Consider the following 24,939-nt stretch of genomic DNA (forward strand, 5'->3'; position numbering starts at 1 on the left):
AACCGCCCGTACCGGATTCGGTACGGGCGGTTCGCTGTTCAGGGGCGGATCAGCCCAGGCGCTCCTTGAGGGCCTCGAACTCGTCGCGCACGCCGGAAGGCAGCCTGTCGCCGACGAACTCGAACCACTCCTCGATCGACGGGATCTCCTTGCGCCACTCCTCGACGTTCACCGCGAGGGCCTCGTCGACGTCGGCCACGACCACGTCGAGGCCTTCCAGGTCGAGGTCGGCGGCCGAGGGGACGTTGCCGACCGCGGTCGCCTGGGCGCCCGAGCGGCCCTCGATGCGGCCGACGATCCACTCCAGCACGCGGGAGTTCTCACCGAAGCCGGGCCACAGGAAGCGGCCGTCCTCGCCACGACGGAACCAGTTGACGTAGAAGATCTTCGGCAGCTTGTTCGCGTCGGCGTTCTTGCCGAGGTTGATCCAGTGGTCGAGGTAGTCGCCCACGTGGTAGCCGAGGAACGGCAGCATCGCCATCGGGTCGCGGCGGACGGTGCCGACCTTGCCCTCGGCGGCGGCGGTCTGCTCCGAGCCCATGGTGGCGCCCATGAACACGCCGTGCTCCCAGCCGAACGACTCGGACACCAGCGGCACGGTGGTCTTGCGGCGGCCGCCGAACAGGATCGCCGAGATCGGCACACCCTGCGGGTCGTCCCACTCGGGAGCCAGGATCGGGCACTGCGACATCGGGGTGCAGTAGCGCGAGTTCGGGTGCGCGGCCAGGGTCTCCGACTCGCGGAGGTTCCAGTCGTTGCCCTTCCAGTCGATCAGGTGATCGGGCTCGCCCTCGAGACCCTCCCACCACACATCGTTGTCGTCGGTCAGGGCGACGTTGGTGTAGACGGTGTTGCCCGCCTCGATGGTGGCCATCGCGTTGGGGTTGGAGCTGCGGTTGGTGCCCGGCGCCACGCCGAAGAAGCCGAACTCCGGGTTCACCGCGTAGAGGCGGCCGTCCTCGCCGAACCGCATCCAGGCGATGTCGTCGCCCAGGGTCTCCGCGCGCCAGCCCGGGATGGTCGGCTGGATCATCGCGAGGTTGGTCTTGCCACAGGCGCTCGGGAACGCGGCGGCGACGTAGTAGTTCTTGTTCTCCGGCGAGATCAGCTTGAGGATCAGCATGTGCTCGGCCAGCCAGCCCTCGTCGTGGGCCATCGCCGAGGCGATGCGCAGCGAGTAGCACTTCTTGCCGAGCAGGGCGTTGCCGCCGTAGCCGGAACCGAAGGACCAGATCTCGCGGTCCTCGGGGAAGTGGGTGATGTACTTGGTGTCGCTGCACGGCCACGGCACGTCGGCCTGGCCCTCGGCGAGCGGGGCGCCCACCGAGTGCAGCGCCTTCACGAACGGCTTGTCGGTGCCCAGCTTGTCGAGCGCGGCCTGGCCCATGCGGGTCATCACGCGCATCGAGACCACCACGTACTCGGAGTCGGTGATCTCCACGCCCAGCTTCGGGTCGTCGGCGCCTAGCGGGCCCATGCAGAACGGCACCACGTACATGGTGCGGCCCTTCATCGAGCCGCGGTACAGCTCGGTCATGGTGGCGCGCATCTCGGTGGGGTCGACCCAGTTGTTGGTCGGACCGGCGTCGGCCTCGGTCTTGGAGCAGATGTAGGTGCGCGACTCGACGCGGGCGACGTCGGAGGGGTCCGACAGCGCCAGGAACGAGTTCGGCTTCTTCTTCTCGTCGAGCTTCTTGAAGGTGCCCGCCTCGACCAGCTGAGTGGTCAGGCGATCCCATTCCGCGTCGGAGCCGTCGGCCCAGACCACCCGATCCGGCTGAGTGAGCTCTGCGACTTCCTGTACCCAGGCGAGCAGTTCACTGTGCTCGGTCGGCGCCGTGCCGTCGGATCCACGAAGACCAGGAATGGTCGCTGAGGTCATGAAAACTCTCCTGAGATGGGCGGTTCTTCGATGCGAGGTCCATCGATCGCCACCGGGCGGGAAGGCGTCCGCAGCGAACCAACCACCGCACAACCCCAAATGGACGGCGTACAGCGACGTCCATGGACGGAGGCCGCGCATCGACTGGCACGGAGCGGACGCCCAGGTTCCTGGTTAAAGGTTAACGCGGTATGACGATCTATACGGAATCGGGCTCCCTAATAACTACCCACAGGTGGATCACCCAATCGCGGCCTCACGGCGATCCAGCGCGGCCAGGTCGCGCTCACACGCCGCCAGCTGCGCCGGACGCTCGGCGACCAGCCTGCGCGCCAGAGTGTCGAGCTCGGTGATCCTGCGGTCCACAGCGACCGCCCGGGCGGTCGATTCGCTGATCACATGCTCGGCGAGTTCGCCCTCCACATCCACGAGCACCGCGGCCACTCGCTGCTCTAGCAGGGCTTTCACATTCACCAACGCCTCGGCGACCCACTGCGCGAGGTGATTGCGCTCGGCCAGCTGACCTCGCGCGCGCACCACCCAGTAGGCCGCGCCCGCGCCGAGCAGCAGCGTCACCGGCACGGTCGCGGCGTCCAGCGCGGGCACCAGCGACAGGGGCGCCACGACCAGCCTGCCGAGGCCGACACCGGCCGACGCGCCGAGCGCGATCATGAGGTGATCTTCGACACCACGGTGTCTGGGTTCGGGATCCGGACCCAGACCGGGCGCCGGATCACGCCGTCGGAGGGTCGGCGGCGCGGTGCCGATCCGGCGGGCCGTCTCGATCACGCGGTCGTCGATGGCGACGTCGACCGCGGTCGACAGTTCCACCGTGGCCTGCTGCAAGCGCTGCGGGTAGGCGCGCAGTTCGGCGCGGCCGCAGCGGTCGAGTTCGGCGCGCGAGCGGGTGTGCAGAGCCCGGACCAGGGCGCCGACCTCGGTGGTCAGGTCGACCCTGGCCAGCTGCACCTGGCTGCGCACCGCGGCCAGGCCGGTCTGGCGGCCGCCGTCGCGCTCGCCGAGCAGGGCGATCCGCTCCTCGCGTAGCCGCCGGGTCTCCGCGTCGGCCCGCAGCGCGGTGACCTGCTCGGTGATGCGCGCCCTGGTGTCGGTGAGCACCCGGGTGACCACCGCGGTGCGGCGCAGCGCGCCGTCGGCCGGGCGTTGCGCGGTGGCGGCGGCGAGCGCGGCGTGCAGACCCGCCAGGCCGGAGCGGTCGAGCAGGGCGGAGTCGTCGGCGGCGCGGGCGGCGGTGGCCAGGCGGGCCGAGACCGGGAGCACGTCCACCTCGGCGCAGCCCCTGGCCGCGAGCAGGGCCAGGCTGCGTTCCCTGGTGGCCTGCCAGTCCTGATAGGCGTGGAAGCCGTTCATCGCGAGCACCACCCGCCGGTCGGCGGCGCGCAGGCGCTCGATCAGGGCGAGCATGTCGGCGCCGAGCACGCTGCCCGCGTCGAAGACCACCAGGGCGACGGCCGTGTCGTCCGCCACGGCCGGGTCGGCGAGGTCGATGCGCGGTTCGAAGCGGGCCAGTTCGGTGCGCAGCAGCGTGGTGTTGGCGTCGTCGATCGCGTGCAGCACCACACCGGACCCGGTGCCCGCCTGTTCCATCGCGCGCAGCAGCGCGACGCCCTGCGGGTTCCACCGCGCGATGACGGCGTCGAGCTCGTCGGGCGGCGGCGCCTCGGGTCTGTCAGAGTCCGGCACTGCTCATCCGTTCCCAGGCCCGCACGTACCCGTTGTGGACCCGCAGCGCGGCGCGGCGCGCGGCGGGCGGCATGTCGCTGGAGACGACGGCCCGCCAGCGGGTCGCCCTGGCCAGCGCCTCGTCGGCGTCGGCGGGGGCGGGCGAGCGGTAGCCGGCGGCCAGGTGCGCGACCTGCGGGCAGGCGAGTCCGGCGCAGAGCCCGATCCACAGCGCGTTGTCCCCGGCCAGGTACTGCTCGATCAGCGCGCGGGCGCGGCTGCCGTCGGTGGGGACGGCGCGGGCCGCGAGGCGGGTCAGCTCGTCGAGCAGTTCGCCGCCGCGCACGGCCTCGACCTGCTCGTAGCGTCGATGCACGAGCCGGTGCAGCGGGTCGATGCCGCTCGCCGAATGCAGGATCTGGATCAGCGCGCCCGCGGGCAGGTCGGGGTCGGCGCGCAGCGCGGTGAGCGCGCAGTCGACGCCGTAGAGGTCCCAGTTCTCCAGCAGGCGCCTGCGCGCGTCCTGGTCGGAGCCGGAGCCGATGAACAGGTCGGCCGACAGCACCGACGGCACATCCGGGCCCACCGCGAGCCTGCGCAGATCGGCGAGGTCGGCCGCGTCGACCGCGCCCGCCCTGGTGCGGGCCGCCAGCGACGCGACGACGGGCACGATCGGCAGCCCGATCTCGCGCGCGTGCCGGTCGGCGGCCGCGACCGCGTCGCCCCAGCGCGCGCCCACCGCGTCGGCCTTGTTGAGCACGACGACACCGCGACCGGGCGGCAGCGTGGCCAGCACCCGCTGGTCGGCGGCCTGCGGCGCGCCGGCCAGCACGTAGATGACCAGGTCGCCGTCGAGCACGGGATCGGGCAGTTCGGGCTGGTCGACCGGCTCGGTCTCCTGCGCCGAGAGCAGGGCCAGCGCGCGCAGCACCGTCGACCGGCCGCTCAGCGCCCGCCCCGCCACCTGGATGTGCAGTGGACGCCGCCGCCGGGCCACCGCCGCGGCCAGCTGCTCGGCGATCGCCGGATCGGCGCCGGTGCCGTGGGCGAGGGCGGCGATCAGCTGATCGAGCTGGTCGGACGCCCTGGTCTGTGCGGATTCGGTGACTGTCGACATACTGCACCCCCTTTTCCGTGGGCATTCTTCCAGATCCATCCGACGGCGGGCGTGGTAGAACCGACTGCCGACCTGGGGCAACACCACCGCAACGCGAGACCGGCCGACCGCACGGTGTCCGGCCGGGCGCACTCGGCTGCGACGTTGCTCCGCGCATGCTGGACAATGGACGTCGTGAACGACGCCGCCAACCACCCTGTCGAGTCGGTTCCGGGGCAGCCGTCCACCGCCTCGGCCCACCCCAAGCTCTCCGAGATCCCGCACGAGGCAGGCCGCCGCTCGACCACCGGTTCCCGCCTGTACCCGCGCGTCACGAGCTTCCGCTCGCGGCGCGGCGCGCTGACGCCGAACCAGCAGGTCTCCTGGGCGCGTACCTGGCCCGTGATCGGCCGCGATGTCGCCAACGAGCCCATCAACGCCGACGCCTGGTTCGGTCGCAGCGCGCCGCTGGTCATCGAGATCGGCTGCGGCACCGGCACCGCGACGGCCGCCATGGCGCAGGCCGAGCCGCACCTGAACCTGATCGGCATCGAGGTGTACCAGCCGGGCCTGGCCCAGCTGGTCTGCCAGATCGAGCGCGAGGAGATCGGTAACATCCGGCTGCTGCGCGGCGACGCCGTCGATGTGCTGGAGAACATGGTTGCCCCGGAGTCGCTGACCGGCGTCCGGGTGTTCTTCCCGGATCCGTGGCCCAAGGCCCGCCACCACAAGCGCAGGCTGCTGCAGGCGCCGACCTTCGCGCTGATCGCCAGCAGGCTGAAGCCGGGCGGTGTGTTGCACGTCGCCACCGACCACGCCGATTACGCCGAGCACATTCTGGAAGTAGGCTCGGCGGAACCGCTGCTCATCGGCCTCAACGACACCACCGGCGGCGACAGCGCGGCCAACCGCGTCACCGCGCCGATCGGTTTCGAACGGCCCGTCACCAAGTTCGAGGGCAAAGGCCTGCGCGCCGGTAGCGCCATCAACGAGTTCATATGGGGGAAGATCGACAGATGAGCGTGAGTGAGATCGCCACCGAGATGCCGGATATCGCACAGGGAGCCACCGGCAGCGAGGCGTTGACCGGTTCCGGCGCCGATGTCCGGCGCGTCCTGCTCGTCTGGGACGCGCCGAACCTCGACATGGGACTGGGCGCCATCCTCGGTGGACGTCCCACCGCCGCCTATCGCCCCCGCTTCGACGCGCTCGGCCGCTGGCTGCTGGCGCGCACGGCCGAACTGTCGGTCGGCGCGAAGGGCCGCGTCGAGCCCGAGGCGACCGTCTTCACCAACATCGCCCCCGGCACCGCCGACGTGGTCCGCCCCTGGGTCGAGGCCTTACGCAACGTGGGCTTCGCGGTCTTCGCCAAACCGAAGATCGACGAGGACTCCGACGTCGACGCCGACATGCTGGCCCACATCGAGATGCGCAGGCGCGACGGCGGTCTGGCGGGCATCATGGTGGCCTCGGCCGACGGTCAAGCCTTCCGCGAACCGCTGGAAGCCATCGCCGACAAGGGAATCCCAGCTCAGGTCCTCGGTTTCCGTGAGCACGCGAGTTGGGCGGTGACTTCCGATACTCTCGAGTTCGTCGACCTCGAGGACATCCCGGGAGTATTCCGGGAGCCGCTACCGCGGGTGAGCCTCGATTCGCTGCCCGACGAGGGTGCCTGGCTGCAGCCGTTCCGGCCGCTGTCGGCACTACTCACTTCTCGCCCTGGTCAAGGAGTCGCTTAAGTGTTCACCCGCTGGGGCGATCTGGTCTATCGGTTCCGCTTCGCCGTCATCGCGGTGGTCGGTGCTGCGTTGTTGGCGCTGGGCGCCTACGGCACAGGACTCGGCGACCGGTTGACGCAGAGCGGCTGGTTCGATCCGAACTCGGAGTCTGTGCAGGGTGCGCAGATCGCCGACGGCGCCTTCGGACGCGACCACATGGCCGATGTGATCGTCATGTACAACGCCCCCGAGGGCAAGACGATCGACGACCCGGAGTTCCAGCGCAAGGTGGTCGACAGCCTGACCGCTGTCACCGCCAAATATCCCGACCAGATCAGCAAGATCAACGGCACCTATTGGAAGGTGGGCGAGTCGCCCGCCGTGCCGTCGGCGTTCGGGTCGAAGGACAAGAAGCACGCGTTCGCCTCCATCGCCATCGTCGGTGACAACGACTCGACCAGCATGGCCAACTACCGGGTCGTGGCCGACGCGTTCTACATCCCCGGCGTCGACGTGGAGGTCTCGGGCCTGCAGCCGCTCGGCGTCACGCTCAACGACACCATCGCGCACGACACCAAGCGGATGGAAGTGCTGGCCCTGCCCGCGGTGGCCATCCTGCTGTTCTTCATCTTCGGTGGCATCGTCGCGGCCGGCTTGCCGCTGATCATCGGTGGTCTGACGATCGTCGGCGCCACCGGCCTGGTCATGGTGCTCACCAACTTCACCGAGGTGAACTCGTTCGTCACCGGTGTCGTCTCGATGATCGGCCTGGGCCTGGCGATCGACTACGGCCTGTTCATAGTCAGCCGCTTCCGCGAAGAGCTGGCCGAGGGCTACGACACCAAGGCCGCGGTCCGGCGATCCGTGGTGACGTCCGGGCGCACGGTCGTCTTCTCCGCGACGATGATCATCGCCAGCCTCGGCGGCGTGCTGCTGTTCCCGCAGGGCTTCCTGCGTTCGGTGGCGTACGGCACCATCGCCACCGTCTCCCTCGCCGCGCTCACCGCGGTCACGATCCTGCCCGCCATGCTGGCGGTGCTCGGTCCGCGCGTCGACATGCTGGGCCTCAAGTGGTTCCGCAAGAACAAGACCGCCGAGCAGATCGAGAACGGCTTCTGGGGCAACCTCACCCGCTGGGTGATGAAACACCCGCTCAAGATCGCGATCCCGGTCACGGTCATCCTGTTGTTGCTGATCATCCCGGTCAAGAACCTGGCCTTCGGCGGTATCAACGAGAAGTACCTGCCGCCGGACAACGAGACCCGCGTCGCGCTCGAGCACTTCTACGAGGTCTTCCCGCAGAAGAAGACCGATCCGATCCAGCTGGTCTTCGTCGTCGAGAACGGCGACAGGGCCGACACCAACGCCATCGGCCAGGTGTTGAAGCAGGCCAAGCTGGCCCCCGGCTTGGTCGAGCCCTTCGGACCGCCGACGAACCCGCCGGACAATCGGACGGTCTACCGCACCTCGGCCACCCTCATCGATCCGACCGGCAATGCCGAACCGACCATCGACTACCTGCGGGCGATCGAGGTCCCCGACAACGTGACGATGTATGTCACCGGTCAGCCCACACTGATGGCCGACAGTATCGACACCTTGCTGTCGCTGATGCCATGGATGATCTTGATCGTCCTGTTCAGCACCTTCGTGCTGATGTTCTTGACCTTCGGCTCGCTGGTGCTGCCGATCAAGGCCGCCTTGATGAGCGCGCTCGGACTCGGCTCGACGCTGGGCATCCTGACCTGGATCTTCATCGACGGCAACGGTGCCGGGATCCTCAACTTCACCCCACAGCCGATCAGCGCCCCGGTGCTGATGCTGATCATCGCGATCATCTACGGCCTGTCGACCGACTACGAGGTCTTCCTGCTCTCCCGCATGGTGGAGGCACGCGCCCAGGGCGCGTCGACCACCGAGGCCGTCCGGATCGGCACCGCCCAGACCGGCCGCATCATCACCGCGGCCGCGCTGATCCTGCTGGTGGTCACCGGCGCGTTCGCGTTCTCCGACATGGTGATGATGCAGTACATCGCCTACGGCATGATCGCCGCGCTGTTCATCGACGCCACCGTGCTGCGCATGCTGCTGGTGCCCGCGATCATGAAGCTGCTCGGCGACGACTGCTGGTGGGCGCCCAAGTGGATGAAGCGGATCCAGGAGCGGATCGGCCTCGGCGAGCCCATCCTGGACGACGAGCGTCCGCAGAACGGCCCGGTCGTCGACCTGGTGAAGACCACGCCGATCACCGACCCGCCGACCATGCAGATGACGGTGGTCCCGGACAGCAAGCTGGCCAAGACCCCGCGTCGTCCGCGCACGGTCGCCGAGATCGAGGCCGAGGCGCCGACCGCGCACCTGGACAAGATCACCGAGCACACCGACCCCGCCGAGCCGGCCCGCCCGCGCCCGCCGATGTCGCCGGACCCCACCCGCCCCCGCGCACCCATGCTCTCGGGCGAACCGCGGGTCCAGCCCGCCCCGAAGCCGGCTCCCGAGCAGCCCAAGCCGGACCAGGGCCCCTCGGACGCTCCGCCCACCCCCGGCCCGTCGATGTTCACCACCGGCGAGCCGACCCAGATCCTCCCGGTCGTGAAGCCGGGCGCGGAACCGCCGAAACCCGCTCAGGGTGGCGGTGATTCGGCCGGTCCCGATGTCGGTTCCGCGGGCTCGCGCGGAACCGCCGGCCCCGATCCGCGCGGAGCTTCCGGTTCCGACACTCGACCCGCCGATCCGCGCGGAACATCCGGTTCGCAGGCCGGCCCCGGTGCAGCGCGCAATGGGCGTGGCTCGGCGCCGACCGACGCGCTCGGGGCCGACCCGGCCGCGCATAGCCCGAACGTCCCCGGCCCGCAAGGATTCTCGCCGCTCTCCGGCGCCCAGGACACCCCCGGCACCGGCGCGGACTTCCGCACCCCGGGTGCGCCCGGCTCCGGCTTCCTCGGCCACAGCACGGATTCCGGCGTGATCGGCGGCGCCGCCCCCGACGCGAATGGGGTCATCGGCGGCCCCGCACCCAGCATTCTGGGTGGACCCGCTACCGGCTCCGCCCCGCGTGGTTCCGCGCGCGTGCAGCCGCCCGCCGGCTACACCCCCGTTTCGAGTCCGCAGCACGACGATGGCCCGTCCGCGTCGCGCAGGCAGCCGGGTGACAACTCGTCGCCAAGGGCGCAGGGCGACAACGAAACCGGCCCGCGTGGATTCGGCGACAACGAAACCGGCCCGCGTGGATTCGGCGACAACGCGCCCGGCTCGCGCGGGTCCGGCGACAACGCGCCCGGATCGCAAGGGTTCGGCGATAGCGCACCCGGCCCGCGCGCGTTCGGCGACAACGCGGCTGACCCGCGCGGTTTCGGCGACGACGCAGCCGGCCCGCGTGGATTCGGCTCCACCCCGCCGACTCCGCGCACGCAGCCGGCCGGTGACCTGTCCGCCGGAAGGCCGACACTCGGTGGCGCCACTGAGCCGCGAGTGCAGCCGTCGATCCCGGGCAATCCACCGCCGACCCGCGGCACGGTATCGCCCGGCGAGAACCCGGCTACGTCACGGATCCCGGGTGACACCGCGTCGACGCGACGCGGCGAATCTCCCGCTCCGGACGACGGCCCGGATGCCCGGGTGCTGCCGTTCTCGCCGAGCACCCCCCTGCCGACGCGACGTTCCGAATCATCCACTACCGGTGACCATTCGGACGCTTCCCGCACGGCCGGTGACAGCCAGCCGACACCGCGCGTGCACCCGCCCGCCTGGGCCGACAACCTGTCGGAGCCGCGCACGCCGGGCAGCGGTCCGTCCACACCGCCCACTTTGGGCGACAGCAGGCCCACCCCGCGCGTGCAGCCGCCCGCATCGGGTGAGGGCACCGGCCGGGTGCAACCGCCCACCGGCGAACCGTCCGCGGACCAGTCCGGATTCGGTGCGCCCGTAGACGATTCGGCACAGCGGCCGAGCATCGTCACCCCGTTGCGTCCGCTGGGCACTCCCCCGGCCGGCTTCGTACCGCCACCGCCGCCGAGCATCGTGAACACCCCGCCGCCCGGCGCGGTTCCTCCTGCGGGCACTGTCAGCCCCCAGCCGCCGAGCATCGTGACGCCGTCGCCCCGCCCGGTCGATCCGCCCGCCGGCGGCACCTTCAGCGGTTTCACACCGCTGAATTACGAACCGGCACACACTGATGCGGCCGAAACCGACGCTCCGGAACCGGAATCGAGCGCAAGCGCCTCGACCGACTTCTCGGCGACTCCCGGCGCACACCGCGCCGACGCCACCGCACTGGCAGACGAACAGTCGCCCCGCGATGTCTTCGGCACCCCGGTCCCGGTGGAACCGCAGCAACCGACCTCGTCCTACGTAGGCACACCCACCGCACCCAGCGGCTTCCGTGTGCCCGACGTGAACGACGGCCCCCGGTTCTCCCCGGTCACCCCGGAACAGGATTCTCCGCGTTCCGACACGGTCCGCCCCCAGGTAGCCCCACCCGGCTTCACCGCCGTCCCCACCGGCGACACCAGCCCCGCCCCGACCACCGAGGGCCCGCAGGCAAACCCAGCCGACCGCTGGCAGGCGCCAGCAGCTGAGGACCCGCAGGCGACCCTGTCGAACCCCTGGCAGGCGCCCGCCGGTGAAGAGTCGCAAACCGCGGCGGCGGACCGCTGGCACACGCCCGCCACCGAGGAGCCCTCGACGGGTTCGGCGAGCCGCTGGCAGGCAACCGATTCCGCGGACCCACAGGCGACCTCGACGGGCCGCGGGCGGACACCCTCGGCCGAACAGCCGCAGGCCGACCCGGCCAACGGCTGGCAAGCGCCCGACGGCTTCACCGCGGTTCCCACGCCCGCGCCCGCACCGGACGACAGTGCCTCCACCGCACCGGAATCCGACGACGCGCAGGCGGAGAGCCGCAACGAGATCGAGAACTGGATGGCACAGCTGCGCTCATCCCGACGCGGCACCACCACGCCCGCCGACGACGAGGGCCGCCATCACGGCAACGAGGGCCGCACGGTCAGCGTGAACGAACTGCTCCGCCGCCGCGAGGACGACACCGACTGACAGTCCTCAACCCGGACAAGACGAAGCCCACGGCGTCATCCCGCCGTGGGCTTCGTCGTTCTCGGTCCGGCGAACAGCCGCGTGCAACGCTCGGCACCGGATCAGGCCTGCCGTCTCCGCTCGTCCGCGGACCCTGGCGCAGCTCAGGCGGGCAGCACTCGCGACGCGCTCACCGGAGAGTTGTCTCGCCCGAGGCGTTTTCGCGATCGGCGGCCGGTTGCGCCGCGTCGGCGAAGGCGCGGGCGTAGCGGGTTCCGGTGAGGAGTAGGAGGAGGCCGACGGCCAGGAAGGCGGCGACGCGGATCAGGCCGGAGAGGGTGGACAGGTCGAACAGGAACAGTTTGGCGAGGGCGGCGGCCGCGACCAGCAGGCCCGACACGAGGCACACCTTGGCGACGGCGGGTGCCTGGGAGAGTCTGCGCAGGCCGTAGAACAGCGTGGCGGTGGCGGCGACCATCCACACGATGGTCGCGACGCTGTGTCCGATGATGAAACCGTCCGCGCCGCCGAGGGTTACGCCCAGGGACACCGACAGGACGAGCACGTAGTACAGGCCGGCCACGCTCACCGCGATCCACACACCGGTGACGAGGGCCTGATCGGTCCGGCGCGGGAGCCAGGGCACTGTCCACGCGACCATTGCCGCGACGCCGAGGCCCAGGACGGCGGCCAGCGCCGTCGCCAGATCCAGCCTGCGGTCCGCGAGCTCGTGCTGCGCGAGGGTTTCCGGCGAGGCGATGGCCAAGGTGACCAGGCCGCCGAGCAGGGCGAAGGCGACGCCGAAGAAGGCGGCGGCGGTCGTGCGGGTGGTGGCGGCGACCGCGAGGAAGGCCAGCGCCACCGCGAAGAGCGCGCTCGGCAGCAGGTGCGGTTCACCACCGGTCGCGCTCGCGCAGGTCAGCAGGAGGGCGACGGCGCCGGTGAGGGCGGCGACCAAGGCGGTGTGCCGCGGGATGCGGAGCCGATCGGCGAGAGCGGGAACCGGACGCGCGGCGGTCATGGACGCGCGATCCGTCGCACCGGGCAGCAGTGCCGTCGCGGCGATGCCGAGCAGCACCGCGGCCTGCGCGCCGGTGATCGCGGCGGTCACCGCGTGGTCGAACAGCAGGGCGGCGGCGAAGACCGGCAGCGCGGTGAGCGCGATGGTCACGCTCGCGGTGATGTCGCCCTGGTGCTGCCGGACCACCAGCAACGCGCCGACCAGCCCGACGACCGCGCACGCCAGCGCGGCGGCCAGCAGTCCGCCGCGCGTGGCGACCTCGTCACCCTCGAGGGCGGAGGACAGCGCGCTCAACGCGATCATGCTCAGCGTCGCCAGCACCACCGGCAGGGTGCGCGCCACGTGCAGTACCGGCCACTCGCGCCGCATCTGCACCGGCACACCGGCCGCCTGCAACACCACCAGGAACCCGAGCAGCATCAGTTCGGTCGTCAGCACCGGCGACAGCACCGCAGCCCCGAGCACCACGCCCACGGCCAGCGGCTGCGACTGCCACCGCATCGCGATCCCCACCCCGGCCAGCGCGACCAGCAGCGCCACCGCCAGCCCGATCCCCGGCGCCACCCAGTGGTAGTACCCGGTCACCGCGACCACATCCAGATAGACCCCGGCAATACCGGTGGCCACCAAGGCGATTCCGCCCACGCGCCCACCCGGCCGCCCGAACACCCGCCACCCGGCGCCGACCAGTCCCAGCGAAAACACCCCACCGGCAACAACTCTCGCCACCGGCCCGAAGAAGCCCGCCTGCGCGGCCAACACCAACAGCATAAGCACCCCGATAAGCGTCACCCCGACCCCGGCCACCGCCAGCGCCCGCGAAATCACCCCTTCCCGCTGCCACCACGGCGTCTTGGGCTCCGGCGACACCCCGGCCTGCCACCCACCCGGCCGCGCCGCACCGGCCCACCCGGCAGGAGGCTGCCCCGGCCCACCGGGCGCCCACCGCGCGGGCGACTGCCCCGGCACACCACCAACCCATCGAGAAGACGGCTGACCTGGACCAATCCCGGCCCACGGCTGACCCGAAGCCCCTCCCGCCCACCCCATAGAGGACTGACCCGGCGCTCCTCCGCCCCACCCCGCAGACTGCCGGCCCGAAGCTTTCCCAGCCCACTCCGCAGAAGACTGACCCGGCGCCCCTCCGCCCCACCCCGCTGCGGGCTGACCGGGCACACCAGCCCACCCCGCAGTCGGCTGACCCACGACACTGGCAGCCGTCCCCACCGGTGGCACGCCGCGCCCCGCCGACGGCGGCCCCGCAGTCACCTCGACCGGCCCCGGCAGACGCGTACCCGGATCCCCGACGTTCTGTCCCTCCGCCAACGGACCGTCCGCCCTGGTCGCCCCCGCCGGCCGTGCACCCGGATCACCGGCGGCCCACCCCTCCCGCGGCAGTCCCTCCGCCCCGTTCAGCCCGCCCGGATCGATGCTCGGCTGACCGGAAGGCGGCCGCGCCCCTTCCACGGCAGCCCCACGGCCAGCTGTCGACTGCTCCGACGCCGCCCGTGCGCCCTCGCTGTCGACACCGGCGGCCGCCGCGACCGAAGACCCACCCGGCTCGACCGGCGCCGACGGCTCCCCGGCAGGCCGCAGGGTGACAGCCGATCCGCCCGACTCCGGCAGCGGCACACCCCGGCCGACCTGCGCACCCCTCTCGACCTCCCCCTGCAACTGCGCGCGCAGCACATCCAGATCACCGCCGAGTCGCCCCATCCGGGCACCCAGCGTGGTGAACTCACCCGAGAGTCGCGCGACGAGCGCGGGATCGATCGATGTAGTCATGTCCTCATGGTCGGCTCGCGACGCGCGCGGGACATGAGTAGAAACCCCTGTGGGGGTCCCGGTTCCTACCCGAAAAGGGTCAGGAGCCGAGGAAGCGGCGCCATTGGACCATCAGCGGGTACTTGGCGGTGACCGAGCCGAAGCGGACGCGGCCGTGGACGACGAGGTGCAGTGGGCCGATGGGCGGGCCGGTGCGGACCTTGTTGTTGACGCTGGAACCGATGAGGTCCAGGCCGTTGAGGTCGACGGTGGCGGCGGCGGGGACCAGCAGGGTGATGCCGGTGCAGTAGTCGTCGACCTTGATCTCCACGATCTGGGTCTGCATGACGGCCTCGGTGAAGTCGAGGGTGACCCCGGACAGCAAATTGTTCAGGTGCAGCACCGGCGGCACCTGCCACGGGCCGCGCCGATGCACGCTGGCCAGCCTGCTGCGGACGACGCCGGGCGTCGAACCGCCGGGCGGGACCGGGCGCGGACGCGGCATCGCGGCGGGTTGGGGCGCGCCGGCCACCCGCATGCCGGGCAGGTCCACGAGCACGGCATTGAGTTCGCCGCGGGTCTTGGCGGCCAGCGCGGTGTCCATGCGTTCGGTGAACTCGCCGAGCGAGAGCATGCCGAGCCCGACCGCGCGCTGCAGCAACTGGCCGACGTGTTCGCGTTCGGCGTCGGAGACCCGCAGGTCACGATCGCCGACCGGACCGGCCGTCGGTGCGCCGGGTACGTAGAGGGATTCGGGACCGCCCATGTCATCGAGAGTGCCAGGGAATCCGGCCCCGCGCATCAGGGCAAACCCCTATTCGAGTCCCTGTTCGATGGCGTAGCGGGTGAGCTCCACACGGTTGGCGAGCTGCAATTTTCGCAGCGTGGCCTGCACGTGGTTCTCGACGGTGCGGTGTGAGAGGTTGAGCCGGGACGCGATCTGCTTGGCCGACAGTCCCTTGGCCACCATCCGCAGCACCTCGGTCTCCCGCTCGGTCAGCGAAGGGCGGTGCGGTTGATCGGCGGCGACGGGCGCGGTCGCCATCCGCCGGTACTCGCCGAGGACGAGTCCGGCCAGGCCGGGGGTGAACACCGGCTGACCGGCGGCGGTGGCGCGCACGGCGTCGACGAGTTCGGCGGCCGACGCGCTCTTCACCAGATAACCGCTGGCCCCGGCCTTGATCGCGTCGAGCACGTCGTCGCGTTCGGCCGAGGCCGACAGGACCAGCACCCGGCTGTGCGGTGACACCCGCAGCACCTCGGCGGTGGCGGCGGCGCCGTTGCCGTCGGTGAGCTGCATGTCCATCAGCACCACGTGCGGCTGGACCGCGGCGGCGCGGCGGGTGGCGGTGCCGACGCCGTCGGCGGTGGCGGGCACGGCGAAACCGGCCTCGGTGAGGTCGCGGGAGACGCCTTCGCGCCACATCGGGTGGTCGTCGACCACCATCACCGTGATGACCTCGTCCGCCATCGCCTGCTCCTTCGCTCAGCGCGCCGGGTGGCGCGGAATCCGGAATTCCCATTCGGTGCCGAGGTCGTCGCCCTCGCTCAGCAGTTCGGCGGTGCCGTCGAGCGCGGCGATGCGGCCGACGATGGATCGGGAAACCCCCATCCGCCCTTCGGCTTCGGCGGCGGCGAGGCGGCCGGCCGCGATTCCGACGCCGTCGTCGCGCACGCTCACCACCAGCATGTCACCGGTGTCCTCCAGCAGCACATAGGCTTTCGCGTCCGGCCCGGCGTGCAGGTCGACGTTCGACAGCGCGGTGGTCACCGCGGCGGCGATCTCCTGGGCGGTGGTCCGCGCGACGAGCACCGGGTCGCCCGGCGTGGCCACCGACACCGTCGGCGTCGCCCGCGCGGTGAGCAACGGGCGCAGATCCACTTCGGCCGCACCGGAATCCGGCCGTTCGGCCTGTTCGGACAGCAGCACCCGCAGCGCCACCTCCTGCTCCCCCGCCCGACGGGCGAGATCGGCCGCCGGGCCACCGATCTCGGTGCCGCGCCGCTTGATGTAGGCGAGCACCTGGAGCACGCCGTCGTGCACCTCGCGGGCGAGCCGGTCGCGTTCCTGGGCGGCGGCGGTGAGCCGTAGCGCGCGTTCGAGCTGCCCCTGGGCGCGGCGCGCGGTGTTGGCTGCCAAGCCGAGCGCGAGACCGACCGAGACCAGTACCGGCGCGGTGGCGTCGCCCCACACGTCCTGTCCCCACTGCTCACGCACCGTGACCACGACGGCCGACATGCCGAGCCCGGCCAGCACCCCGGCGACCGGACCGCGCAGGATCGCCATCGAGATCACCGAATTCGCGATCCACAGCGTGGTGGGCAGCGTCTGGTGACCGTGGTACCAGTCGTAGTCGGCGACCAGCCGGGTCGAGGCGATCAGCGCCACCGTCACGATCTGATCGCCCAGCACCACCCAGCCCCGGATCCGGCCGGTGGCGGCCGGGAAGTACCACTGCGAGAGCAGCAGCGCGGACGTGCCAGACCAGATCGCCATCAGCGCGATCAGCACCCAGCTCAGCCGCGGATGCTGGTAGTAGGGCACCGAGGCGATCTGCTGGCCGATCGCGTAGAGCAGGGTGACCAGCCGGAACGCCTGGGCGGCCCGCCACAGGGGCGCGGTCGCCGCGTCGGCCGAGCTCAGCTCAGCTGTGTGGGTCCGCATCGCCGGACTCCGCCTCGGCCTTGCGCAGGGTGCGGGTGATGTCGAAGCGGCCTGGCTCGGGTTTGTCGGGTTCGGCGGAGAACAAGCGCCGGTCCTCGCCGCCGGCGAGTTCGCCGTAGACCTCCTCCGGGCTGTCCGCCAGCAGATAGCGGATCGCGGTATTGCCCACCGCGATCAGCGGCACCGCCAGCAGCGCGCCCGCGATCCCGCCGACCACCAGGCCCGCGGTGATCGCCAGCACCACGGCCAGCGGGTGGATGCTCACGGCCCGGCCCAGCAGCAACGGCTGCAGCACATGGCCTTCCAGCTGCATCACCGCGACGATGATGCCGAGCACGATCAGCGCGGTCACCGGCCCCTTGGTGACCAGCGCGATGAACACCGCGACGAACCCGGCGAAGAACGCGCCGATGATCGGGATGAACGCGCTGATGAACACCAGCGAGGCCAGCGGCAGCGCCAGCGGCACGTGCAGGATCGCCAGCCCGGCGCCGATGCCGATCGCGTCGACCGCAGCCACCACCACGGTGGCGCGCACGAACCCGACCAGGGTGCCGAAGCCCAGCTCACCGGCGGTGCGCACCTTCTCCCGATGCGCGGTCGGGACGATCCGGGTGACGAAGTGCCAGATCTGGTCGCCGCCGTAGAGGAAGAAGATGAGGATGAACAGGATCAGGAAGGCGCCGGTGAGGATGTGCCCGATGGTGGTGGCGGTGGTGAGCGCGCCGTTGGTCAGGCTCTCCCGGTTGTCCTGGACGGTGCGCACGATGGTGTCGCCCGCGCTGCGGATCTGCTGATCGCTCAGGTGCGGCGGGCCGTTGATCAGCCAGTCCTGCACCTTGTGCACGCTGTTGGTGACCTCGTTGGACAGCGCGGGCACACCGTCGACGAACTGCTCGACGACGAAGGTCAGGATCCCGGCCAGCAGCCCGATCGAACCGACCAGCGCCACGAACACACCGAGCGAGCGCGGAATCCCCACTCGCTGCAACCAGTCGACCAGCGGGGCCAGCAGCGCCGCCGCGAGCAACGCGATCGCCAGCGGAATGACCACCGTGGCGAACTTCTGCACCAGCATGCCCACCGCGAGCAGCGCGGCGAAGATGATCAGCAGCCGCCAGCTCCAGGCGGCCGCCTTGCGGACCAGCGGATGCACCGCCTCGGCATCCGCCTGCCACAGCGCGGTGGCGGGCCCGGAATCTACCTTCTGGTCGGTCACTCGAGAGAGCCTATCGGTCCGAACGCTAGATTGGTGGTCGTGTCGGCGCCCCTGGAAGCGGTCAAACAGACCATGCGAACGCGCTGGCCGCTGTATCTGACCTCGGTACTGCTGGCCAACGCCTTCGGCGCTGTCCTGGTGTGGGCCTTCATCCAGTACGGCCTGCCGGTGCCCGAGGGCGACCCGGGTGGCGTGCGCCAGACCGGCTTCCTCGCGCCGGTGCTGGTCTTCGGTGCCGCCGCTGTACTGAGCATCCTGGGCGCCGCGGTGATGTTGCGCCCGGTGATGCGCTGGCAGATGCGTGGCGGCCCGCCCAGCCGCCAGGAACAGATGGCCGCCCTGCACGTGCCGCTGCGTCAGTCGATCCTGCACCTGGTGCTGTGGATCATCGGCGGCGGCATTCTCGCGGCCCTGATCATCGTCGAGTCGCCCGAGCTGGCCGGCGCGGTGATCGTCACCGAATGTATGGCCGCCACCATCGTGTTCGGCTTCACCTACATGCTGGGGGAACGCATCCTGCGCCCGGTCGCCGCCGAGGCGCTGACCGAGGGCACCTTCGACCACACCCTCACCCCCGGGGTCGGCACCCGGATGGCCATGACCTGGGGCATGGGCACCTTCGCCCCGACCATCGCCATCGTGCTGCTGTGCGTCACCCAGATCTCCTCCGATGTGAAGTTCTCGGCGAAGTCGCTGGCCATCTCGATCCTGCTGCTGTGCGGCGTGGTGATCCTGCAGGCGCTGGCGCTGTCGATGCTCACCGGATCCTCCATCTCCGACCCGGTCCGCCAGCTGTCCCAAGCCATCAACAGGGTGCAGGGCGGCGCGCGCGATGTGCAGGTGGAGGTGTACGACGGCAGTGAGATCGGGCTGCTCCAGGTGGGCTTCAACCGGATGATGGAAGAGGCGGCCAAGCGGCGCAAGCTGCAGGAACTGTTCGGTCAGCACGTCGGCGAGGAGGTCGCGCAGCGCGCGCTGGACTACGGCACCGAGCTCGGCGGCGAGACCAGGTTCGTCGCGGTGCTGTTCGTGGACATGGTCGGCTCCACCGCGGCGGCGGCCGAGCGTCCGCCGACCGAGGTCGTCAGCCTGCTCAACGAGTTCTTCCGAGTGGTGGTCGACGTGATCGACCGCCACCACGGTTTCGTCAACAAGTTCGTCGGCGATGCCGCGCTGGCGATCTTCGGCGCCCCACTGGACCGGCCCGACGCGCCGAGCGCCGCGCTGGCCGCGGCGCGTGATCTGCGCGAGGCACTGCGCGAGGTGACCAGCCTCGACGTCGGCATCGGCGTCTCCGCCGGGCTCGCGGTCGCGGGCAACATCGGCGCCGCGAATCGTTTCGAATACACCGTGATCGGCGACCCCGTCAACGAGGCGTCGCGGCTCACCGAATTGGCCAAAGATCAACCCGGCCGCGTTCTCGCTTCGGGCAGCGCGCTCTACTTCGCCGACGAAAGCGAGCAAGACCATTGGGAAACCGGCGACGAGGTGCAACTGCGTGGCAGACGCAGGAAAACCCGCCTGGCCTGGCCGAAACCGGTGACCGCCGCGCCCGGCGAGGCCGAGGGAGAACAGCTGCGTTCGTTAGGCTGAGACGGTGACGGCCGACGGCGACCTAGCAGGCGATTCCGCCTCGCCCCCGGCCGAGCGCCGCCGCCGCTTCTGGTGGGTGAAATGGGTGCTCGGCGTGGTGCTGCTCGCCCTGTTCGTCGGCGAGGGCATGTATCTGTGGCCGCGGCTGCACGAGTCCTGGCGCACGCTCACCGAGATCCACTGGGGCTGGCTGGTGCTGTGCATCGTGCTGCAAGCCATGTCGATGAGCGGTTTCGGACGTGTGCAGAAGCAGCTGCTGCACGCGGGCGGCGTGGATGTCAGCCAGCGCAAGTCGGTGTCGGTGGTGTACGGCGCGACCGCGATGTCGCTGACGTTGCCCGCGGGTCAGGTCTTCTCCACCGCCTTCACCTACCGCCAGACCCGGCGCTGGGGCGCCAGCCCGATCGTGGCGTCCTGGCAGCTGGTGTTCTCCGGTGTCGTCGCGGCGGCCGGGCTGGCGCTGCTCGGGATCGGCGGCGCGCTGCTGGTGGGCAACCAGATCGGCGGCAAGCTCATCGCGTCGCTGGTGGTGCTGGGCGTGGTGCTGTTCGCGAGCAACTATCTGGCCCGTCATCCCGGCACGCTGGAGGCGGTGCTGCGGCGGGTGCTGGCGCTGGTGAACCGGATCCGCAAGAAGCCGGCCAACAACGGCATCGCCAAGCTGGCCGAGATCAGGGACCAGCTGGAATCGGTGGACCTGGGCAAGAAGGACGGCGCGCTGGTCGGTGTGTGGGCGCTGGTGCACCGGTTCGCCGACGTGGCCTGTCTCGGCGCCGCCTGCTACGCGATCGGCGCCGATCCGAAGCTGTCCGGCCTGCTCATCGCGTTCACCGCGGGCAAGGCCGTCGGTTCGATCCCGTTCGCGCCGGGCGGCATCGTCTACGTGGACGCCACCCTGATCTACGGTCTCACCGCGGCCGCGGGCCTGGCCGCCTCGCAGGCGGTGGCGGCGGCGTTCGTGTACCGGCTGGTGAGTTTCATCCTGGTGGCGATCGTCGGCTGGATCGTCTTCGCGTTCCTGTTCCGCACCCCGCAGGCCGACGACGAGGAATACGAGCAAGAGTTCAAGCAGCAGCGCCGGATCTAGCGCAGCGCGCGGATGGCGGCGCGCCAGCCCAGCAGGAACAGCGCGAGCACGCTCGCGGCGACGATGACGAAGCTCACGGCGACGCCCTGACCGCTGACGGCCCGCAGCACCATGCCGCCGACGAGGGTGCCCAGCCAGATCAGGATGCCGCTGGGCCACAGCGCCGTCGCGTCGAAGCGGGCGTTGCGCGCGACGAGCACCGCCAGCGCCCAGCCGATCAGTAAGCCGATTCCGAAGGGCCACACGGTCTTCAGCAGACCGGCCAGGACAGCTTCGTCGTGACTGCGCCTCCCGATCGCGCAGAAGACGATCACCAACAGGGCATCAGCGGCGAACGGCGCGAACTTCTTCACGCGAGCAGCCTAACCGTTCATGATCAACTTCAAGTCCGGACCGACCGCCACTGACCAGTGCACACTCTGTACTTGCAGCCTGTTTACGGCTCCGGAGAAGCGAGTGATTTCAGCAGTACGGCGGCCAGGCGCGAGGTGGCGTCGCCACTGTCGACATCGGCGATGTGCACCGCGAAGACCAGGTCGCCCATGGTGGCCAGCAGCCAGCCGTCGGTGCCGCCGGTCGCCGCGAAGGCGGTGACATCCCGGAAGCCGCGCAGCGCAGCCGTTTCCGGCTTGCCGATGCCCTCGTGCATGAGCCCGCGCAGCCGGTCGACCGCGGGCGGGGTGAGGCCGGGCACCGGAGTGTCGGTGGTGCTCGGCTTGCCGTTCTCGATCATCGGCGGCACCACCGAGCCGCGCGAGATCGCGGCCGCGGCGATCGCCATCCCGAACGGGCTGGCCAGCACCGCGTCGGCGCCCGCGCCTTGGCGGACTTGCTCGGTGCTGCGCCCCGGCGCGCTGATCCGCCCGGTCACCTCGTCGAGCCCGTGCACCTTGAAGTCCACCCCGACGCCGAGCGCGGTGGCCGCCTCCGCGGCCTCCTGGACCGAGACATCCTGCGGCGCTTTGTTCTTCGCGGCGGCGGCGACGGTGCGGAACAGCTCCATGGTGCCGCCCGCCGGGAACAGCCCGGTGAACGCGATGGGCCCCTTCTCGGTGGCGTAGCTGTTCTGCGCGACGGCGACGACCGCGCCGGTGGAGGGCTGGATGGCCACCACCGAGGCCGGCGTGCCGACGCTGACCACCGCGTCCTCGGCGGCGCGCTGCAGGCGCTGGTCCATGGTGGCGGAGATGTCGGGCCCGGCCGGACCCTGGTACCCCGCGACCTGGCTGACGAAGCGGCCGTCGGCTTCGAAGATCTGCACACCCCAGCCCGCGGTGGTCTCCTGGCTGTCCTTCCACACCTCGCGCAGCGCGTCGAGCATGGGCGACCAGGTGCGGCGGTCGGCCGAGATCAGCTTGGGCTGCTTCTCCATCACCACGCCGGGCACCCTGGCCATGCGCGGTTCCAGGATCTCGAAGTCGCCCTCGCGCAGGTTCACCGCGATCACCGGCTGGCCCTGCGACGCGGCCAGCTGCTGCATCAGCGACGGGCCGGTGATCAGCGGCGCGACCGGTTCGATGGCGTCGGCCAGCGCGTTGGTGGAGCCGACGAGGTCGCCGGTGCGGCTCGGGTCGATCTTGATGACGTTGATCGTCTGCTCGGTCATCAGCGCGTCGCCGGACAGGTCGACCACCCGCGGCGGCGGCTTGGCGGTGGTGCGCACGAGCTTGACGGTGCGCTTGTCGGCCAGCTGCGGCATCACGACGGCCGGATCCCAGGAGATCCGCCAGCCGATCGCGAGCTTCCGGACGGTGCCCTGGATCGTGTAGGTCCAGTCCTTGTGCTCGCCGAAATTCCAGGCGACGTCCATGCTGAAGATCGCCGACTGCGGATCGAGATCGATGACCTGCGAGGTCTCGTAGTCGACCTTCCCGGTCGCCAGGCCCTCGAACATTTGCTTCATGGTTGCCGAAGCGGCGGCGGGATAGGAGGTGAGATCGGCGGCTTTGGTGTAGTCCTGCGTGTCGAGCAGGTCGGTGAATCGCTGGACAACCGATTCCGCCTCACTCGGCTTCCCACCCACTCCGCACGAGCACAGCGCGATGGCGAGGGTCGCAACCCCCGCGATCGCCATTGCGCCCCGGACGCGAAAGCGGCGGGATCCCCACACATCCATATCGCCCACTCTTCACTCTTGCCACTCCGGTAACAAATCCACCGTACCGGAAGTTGACCCGTCTCCGATGCCCCGGTAACACGGGACGCTACCCGACCTCAGCACCTCGATTGTGCCCGAAATCTCCCCTCGATGAGGGGCTGATTTCGAACCTCGCCCAGCCAGTGGCAACATCTGGCGCGCTTACCGTACCGACAGGCGCGCCGAGTTGTGCGGATCTCGCATTGTCCGGCGATTCAATGACGGGGATACCCAGGTGCCGTCGGCGCCAACCCCCGCCCGCGATCGGGAACAGCGCCGTTCACGCAGAGCATAAACCACTACGCATATATGGGCGTAATCTTGTAATCATCGCAACGAGCGCAACAGAGATAGCAGGTGATTTCCATGCGGAACGCCCATCGCGAACGTGGATTCGGCCGTCCCGGGGGCTGGCAGCAAGCCGATCTCCCCGACCCGGCCGACGCGCCCGACTGGTTCGCCGGACGATTGCCCGCCGACTGGTTCACCGGCCCACCCGAGATCGAGATCGATCGCGACGAGATCGTCGTCGTCGGCGAGCTCCCCGAACCCAAGCCCACCTCCGGTGACGCCGACACCCCCGTGTCGGCGGCGACGCGGGAGGGCGCGCTGGCCCGCTTCCGCGAGGCCACCCGGCCGGCCCGGATGCAGATCGCCGACGAGGCCCAGCGCCGCTACGGCCGCAGTGTGGCCTGGGGCGTCAAGGTCGACGGGCAGCGGATCCTGTTCACCCACCTGGCCGTCCCGGTGATGACCCGGCTACGCCAGCCCGAACGCAAGGTCCTCGACACCCTGATCGACGCGGGCGTGGCCCGCTCCCGCGCCGACGCGCTGGCCTGGACGGTGAAACTGGCGGGCAAGCACGCCGAGTCCTGGCTCGCCGAACTCCGCGAGGCCATGCGCAAGGTCGACGACCTGCGCGCCGAAGGCCCGACCGGCCAGTGAATTAAGGTGGCCTGCATGGCAGACACCGTGCAGGCCACCGGCCCGATCCTCGTCGTGAACGGGCCGAATCTGAACATGCTCGGCACCCGTCAGCCGGAGATCTACGGCGCCGACACCCTCGACGACGTGGTGGCGCTGTGCGAGCGGACGGCCGCGCGGTTCGGCCGCACCGTGCAGACCTTCCAGTCCAATCACGAAGGCGCGCTGATCGATCTGATCCAGCAGGCGCGCGGTGTGGTGTCGGCGATCGTGATCAATCCCGGCGGTCTCACCCACACCTCCGTCGCGTTGCGCGACGCCCTGGTGATCCCGGAGGTGCCGATCGTGGAGGTGCACATCAGCAATGTGCACGCGCGCGAGGAGTTTCGGCACCATTCGTTCGTCTCCCCGATCGCGACCGCGGTCATCGCCGGCCTCGGCATCCAGGGCTACGCCGCGGCCATCGAGTTTTTGAGCCGTTCCGCCTCTCCGCGTATTTAGGCCAGGCTCAGGCGGGAGTACCGACGCGTCGGCGGCCGACGGTTCGGTGATCGTCGAGCTTGCCCGTGCCCGGTGAGTTACCCATGTACGTCCGTGGTCAGGCGATCCGGAAGACCGGGAATCCTGGTGCGATGGCGGCGAGTTCGGCGTCGGTCGCGTTCTTGTCGACGCCCTCGAAGAACTTGCCGACCTCCCAGCCCCACTTCTCCAGGTAGAGCCGCAGCAGCGGGACCTTGTCGGCGTCGGCGATCTCGGTGGCGGTGAAGGTCTCGGTCTTGCGGCCGAGGCGCAGTTCGCCGTCGCCCGCGACGCGCAGGTTGCGCACCCACTGGGTGTGCCCGCGCGGGGCGACCAGGTAGCGCGCGCCGTCGGCGGCGGTCATCACGTTGACCATGGTGGTGCGCCATTCCCCGCTCTTGCGGCCACGCACGGCCAGCAGCCGCGAACCCATGATGCTGATCCCGAGCCTGGGCAGCAGGTTGGCGATCTTGTTCATGATCGGGTCGATGCCGGTGGGGCCGAGGTAGCGGGTGGCGTTGTCCATGCTGATCACTCCTGAACTGTGAGCACTGCTCTCTGTTGAGTACAAGCATGCGCCCGTCGGTCCAGGCTGTCAAG

General features: G+C 70.4%; 17 protein-coding genes and 1 pseudogene. 7 read left to right on the plus strand and 11 right to left on the minus strand.

Annotated elements, in window-relative coordinates:
• Window positions 1-49: 49 nt before the first annotated feature.
• The 3 genes from EL493_RS02610 to EL493_RS02620 all read right to left on the minus strand — a co-directional run bounded on the left by EL493_RS02610 (window position 50) and on the right by EL493_RS02620 (window position 4,682).
• Entirely contained in the window at window positions 50-1,882 is a 1,833-nt protein-coding gene (locus EL493_RS02610; protein ID WP_019049899.1) for a phosphoenolpyruvate carboxykinase (GTP), read from the minus strand.
• A 240-nt stretch (window positions 1,883-2,122) separates the two neighbouring features.
• Entirely contained in the window at window positions 2,123-3,586 is a 1,464-nt protein-coding gene (locus tag EL493_RS02615; protein ID WP_019049900.1) for a hypothetical protein, read from the minus strand.
• Entirely contained in the window at window positions 3,573-4,682 is a 1,110-nt protein-coding gene (locus EL493_RS02620; protein ID WP_019049901.1) for a hypothetical protein, read from the minus strand. Before EL493_RS02620 ends, EL493_RS02615 begins: the two co-directional genes overlap by 14 nt.
• A gap of 165 nt (window positions 4,683-4,847) precedes the next feature.
• On the opposite strand from EL493_RS02620, the gene trmB reads away from it, so the two are divergent.
• The 3 genes and pseudogenes from trmB to EL493_RS33820 form a co-directional block, all read left to right on the plus strand.
• A complete protein-coding gene (gene trmB, locus EL493_RS02625) occupies window positions 4,848-5,681 on the plus strand; it encodes a tRNA (guanosine(46)-N7)-methyltransferase TrmB (protein ID WP_019049902.1) in 834 nt (277 codons plus the stop codon).
• Complete coding sequence (locus tag EL493_RS02630; protein WP_019049903.1) at window positions 5,678-6,400, plus strand: NYN domain-containing protein; 723 nt, start codon at window positions 5,678-5,680, stop codon at window positions 6,398-6,400. Before trmB ends, EL493_RS02630 begins: the two co-directional genes overlap by 4 nt.
• Window positions 6,401-9,004, plus strand: a pseudogene (locus EL493_RS33820) (MMPL family transporter); the annotation flags it as partial.
• Between the two features lie 2,596 nt (window positions 9,005-11,600).
• Here the strand turns inward: EL493_RS33820 and EL493_RS02645 are convergent.
• From EL493_RS02645 to EL493_RS02665, 5 genes are all read right to left on the minus strand, one after another.
• Window positions 11,601-13,202 (minus strand): DUF2339 domain-containing protein, encoded by a 1,602-nt coding sequence (locus EL493_RS02645; protein ID WP_269150384.1) that lies wholly within the window; start codon window positions 13,200-13,202, stop codon window positions 11,601-11,603.
• A gap of 1,093 nt (window positions 13,203-14,295) precedes the next feature.
• Window positions 14,296-14,961 carry a DUF1707 SHOCT-like domain-containing protein gene (locus tag EL493_RS02650; protein ID WP_019049906.1) on the minus strand — a complete coding sequence of 222 codons (666 nt, stop codon included), beginning with the start codon at window positions 14,959-14,961 and terminating at the stop codon, window positions 14,296-14,298.
• Between the two features lie 48 nt (window positions 14,962-15,009).
• Window positions 15,010-15,666 carry a LuxR C-terminal-related transcriptional regulator gene (locus EL493_RS02655; RefSeq protein WP_019049907.1) on the minus strand — a complete coding sequence of 219 codons (657 nt, stop codon included), beginning with the start codon at window positions 15,664-15,666 and terminating at the stop codon, window positions 15,010-15,012.
• A gap of 15 nt (window positions 15,667-15,681) precedes the next feature.
• Window positions 15,682-16,860, minus strand: coding sequence for a MacS family sensor histidine kinase (gene macS / locus EL493_RS02660; RefSeq protein ID WP_019049908.1), 1,179 nt, complete (start codon window positions 16,858-16,860; stop codon window positions 15,682-15,684).
• Window positions 16,841-18,079 (minus strand): AI-2E family transporter, encoded by a 1,239-nt coding sequence (locus EL493_RS02665; protein WP_019049909.1) that lies wholly within the window; start codon window positions 18,077-18,079, stop codon window positions 16,841-16,843. The genes macS and EL493_RS02665 overlap by 20 nt, the downstream gene beginning before the upstream one ends.
• A 72-nt stretch (window positions 18,080-18,151) precedes the next feature.
• Between EL493_RS02665 and EL493_RS02670 the strand changes: the two genes are divergently transcribed.
• Both EL493_RS02670 and EL493_RS02675 read left to right on the plus strand, forming a co-directional pair.
• Entirely contained in the window at window positions 18,152-19,672 is a 1,521-nt protein-coding gene (locus EL493_RS02670) for an adenylate/guanylate cyclase domain-containing protein (protein ID WP_174435999.1), read from the plus strand.
• Between the two features lie 4 nt (window positions 19,673-19,676).
• Window positions 19,677-20,759 carry a lysylphosphatidylglycerol synthase transmembrane domain-containing protein gene (locus EL493_RS02675; protein WP_019049911.1) on the plus strand — a complete coding sequence of 361 codons (1,083 nt, stop codon included), beginning with the start codon at window positions 19,677-19,679 and terminating at the stop codon, window positions 20,757-20,759.
• On the opposite strand, the gene EL493_RS02680 is transcribed toward EL493_RS02675, so the two are convergent.
• Both EL493_RS02680 and EL493_RS02685 read right to left on the minus strand, forming a co-directional pair.
• Window positions 20,756-21,112, minus strand: a complete 357-nt coding sequence (locus EL493_RS02680; protein ID WP_019049912.1) for a DUF3054 domain-containing protein — start codon at window positions 21,110-21,112, stop codon at window positions 20,756-20,758. The genes EL493_RS02675 and EL493_RS02680 overlap by 4 nt on opposite strands.
• Window positions 21,113-21,195: 83 nt before the next feature.
• Complete coding sequence (locus EL493_RS02685; protein WP_019049913.1) at window positions 21,196-22,833, minus strand: NTF2-like N-terminal transpeptidase domain-containing protein; 1,638 nt, start codon at window positions 22,831-22,833, stop codon at window positions 21,196-21,198.
• A 429-nt stretch (window positions 22,834-23,262) separates the two neighbouring features.
• Here EL493_RS02685 and EL493_RS02690 point away from each other — a divergent pair, with 429 nt between their 5' ends.
• On the plus strand, window positions 23,263-23,841 hold the full coding sequence (locus tag EL493_RS02690) for a hypothetical protein (protein ID WP_019049914.1): 579 nt from the start codon (window positions 23,263-23,265) through the stop codon (window positions 23,839-23,841).
• A 15-nt stretch (window positions 23,842-23,856) separates the two neighbouring features.
• The gene (gene aroQ, locus EL493_RS02695; RefSeq protein WP_019049915.1) at window positions 23,857-24,321 is read left to right on the plus strand and encodes a type II 3-dehydroquinate dehydratase; all 465 of its coding nucleotides are present in this window, start codon (window positions 23,857-23,859) and stop codon (window positions 24,319-24,321) included.
• A gap of 97 nt (window positions 24,322-24,418) precedes the next feature.
• On the opposite strand, the gene EL493_RS02700 is transcribed toward aroQ, so the two are convergent.
• A complete protein-coding gene (locus tag EL493_RS02700) occupies window positions 24,419-24,865 on the minus strand; it encodes a nitroreductase family deazaflavin-dependent oxidoreductase (protein ID WP_022566704.1) in 447 nt (148 codons plus the stop codon).
• Window positions 24,866-24,939 lie beyond the last annotated feature (74 nt).

The organism is Nocardia asteroides (genome assembly GCF_900637185.1).
In the GTDB taxonomy this organism is placed as follows: Bacteria; Actinomycetota; Actinomycetes; order Mycobacteriales; family Mycobacteriaceae; genus Nocardia; species Nocardia asteroides.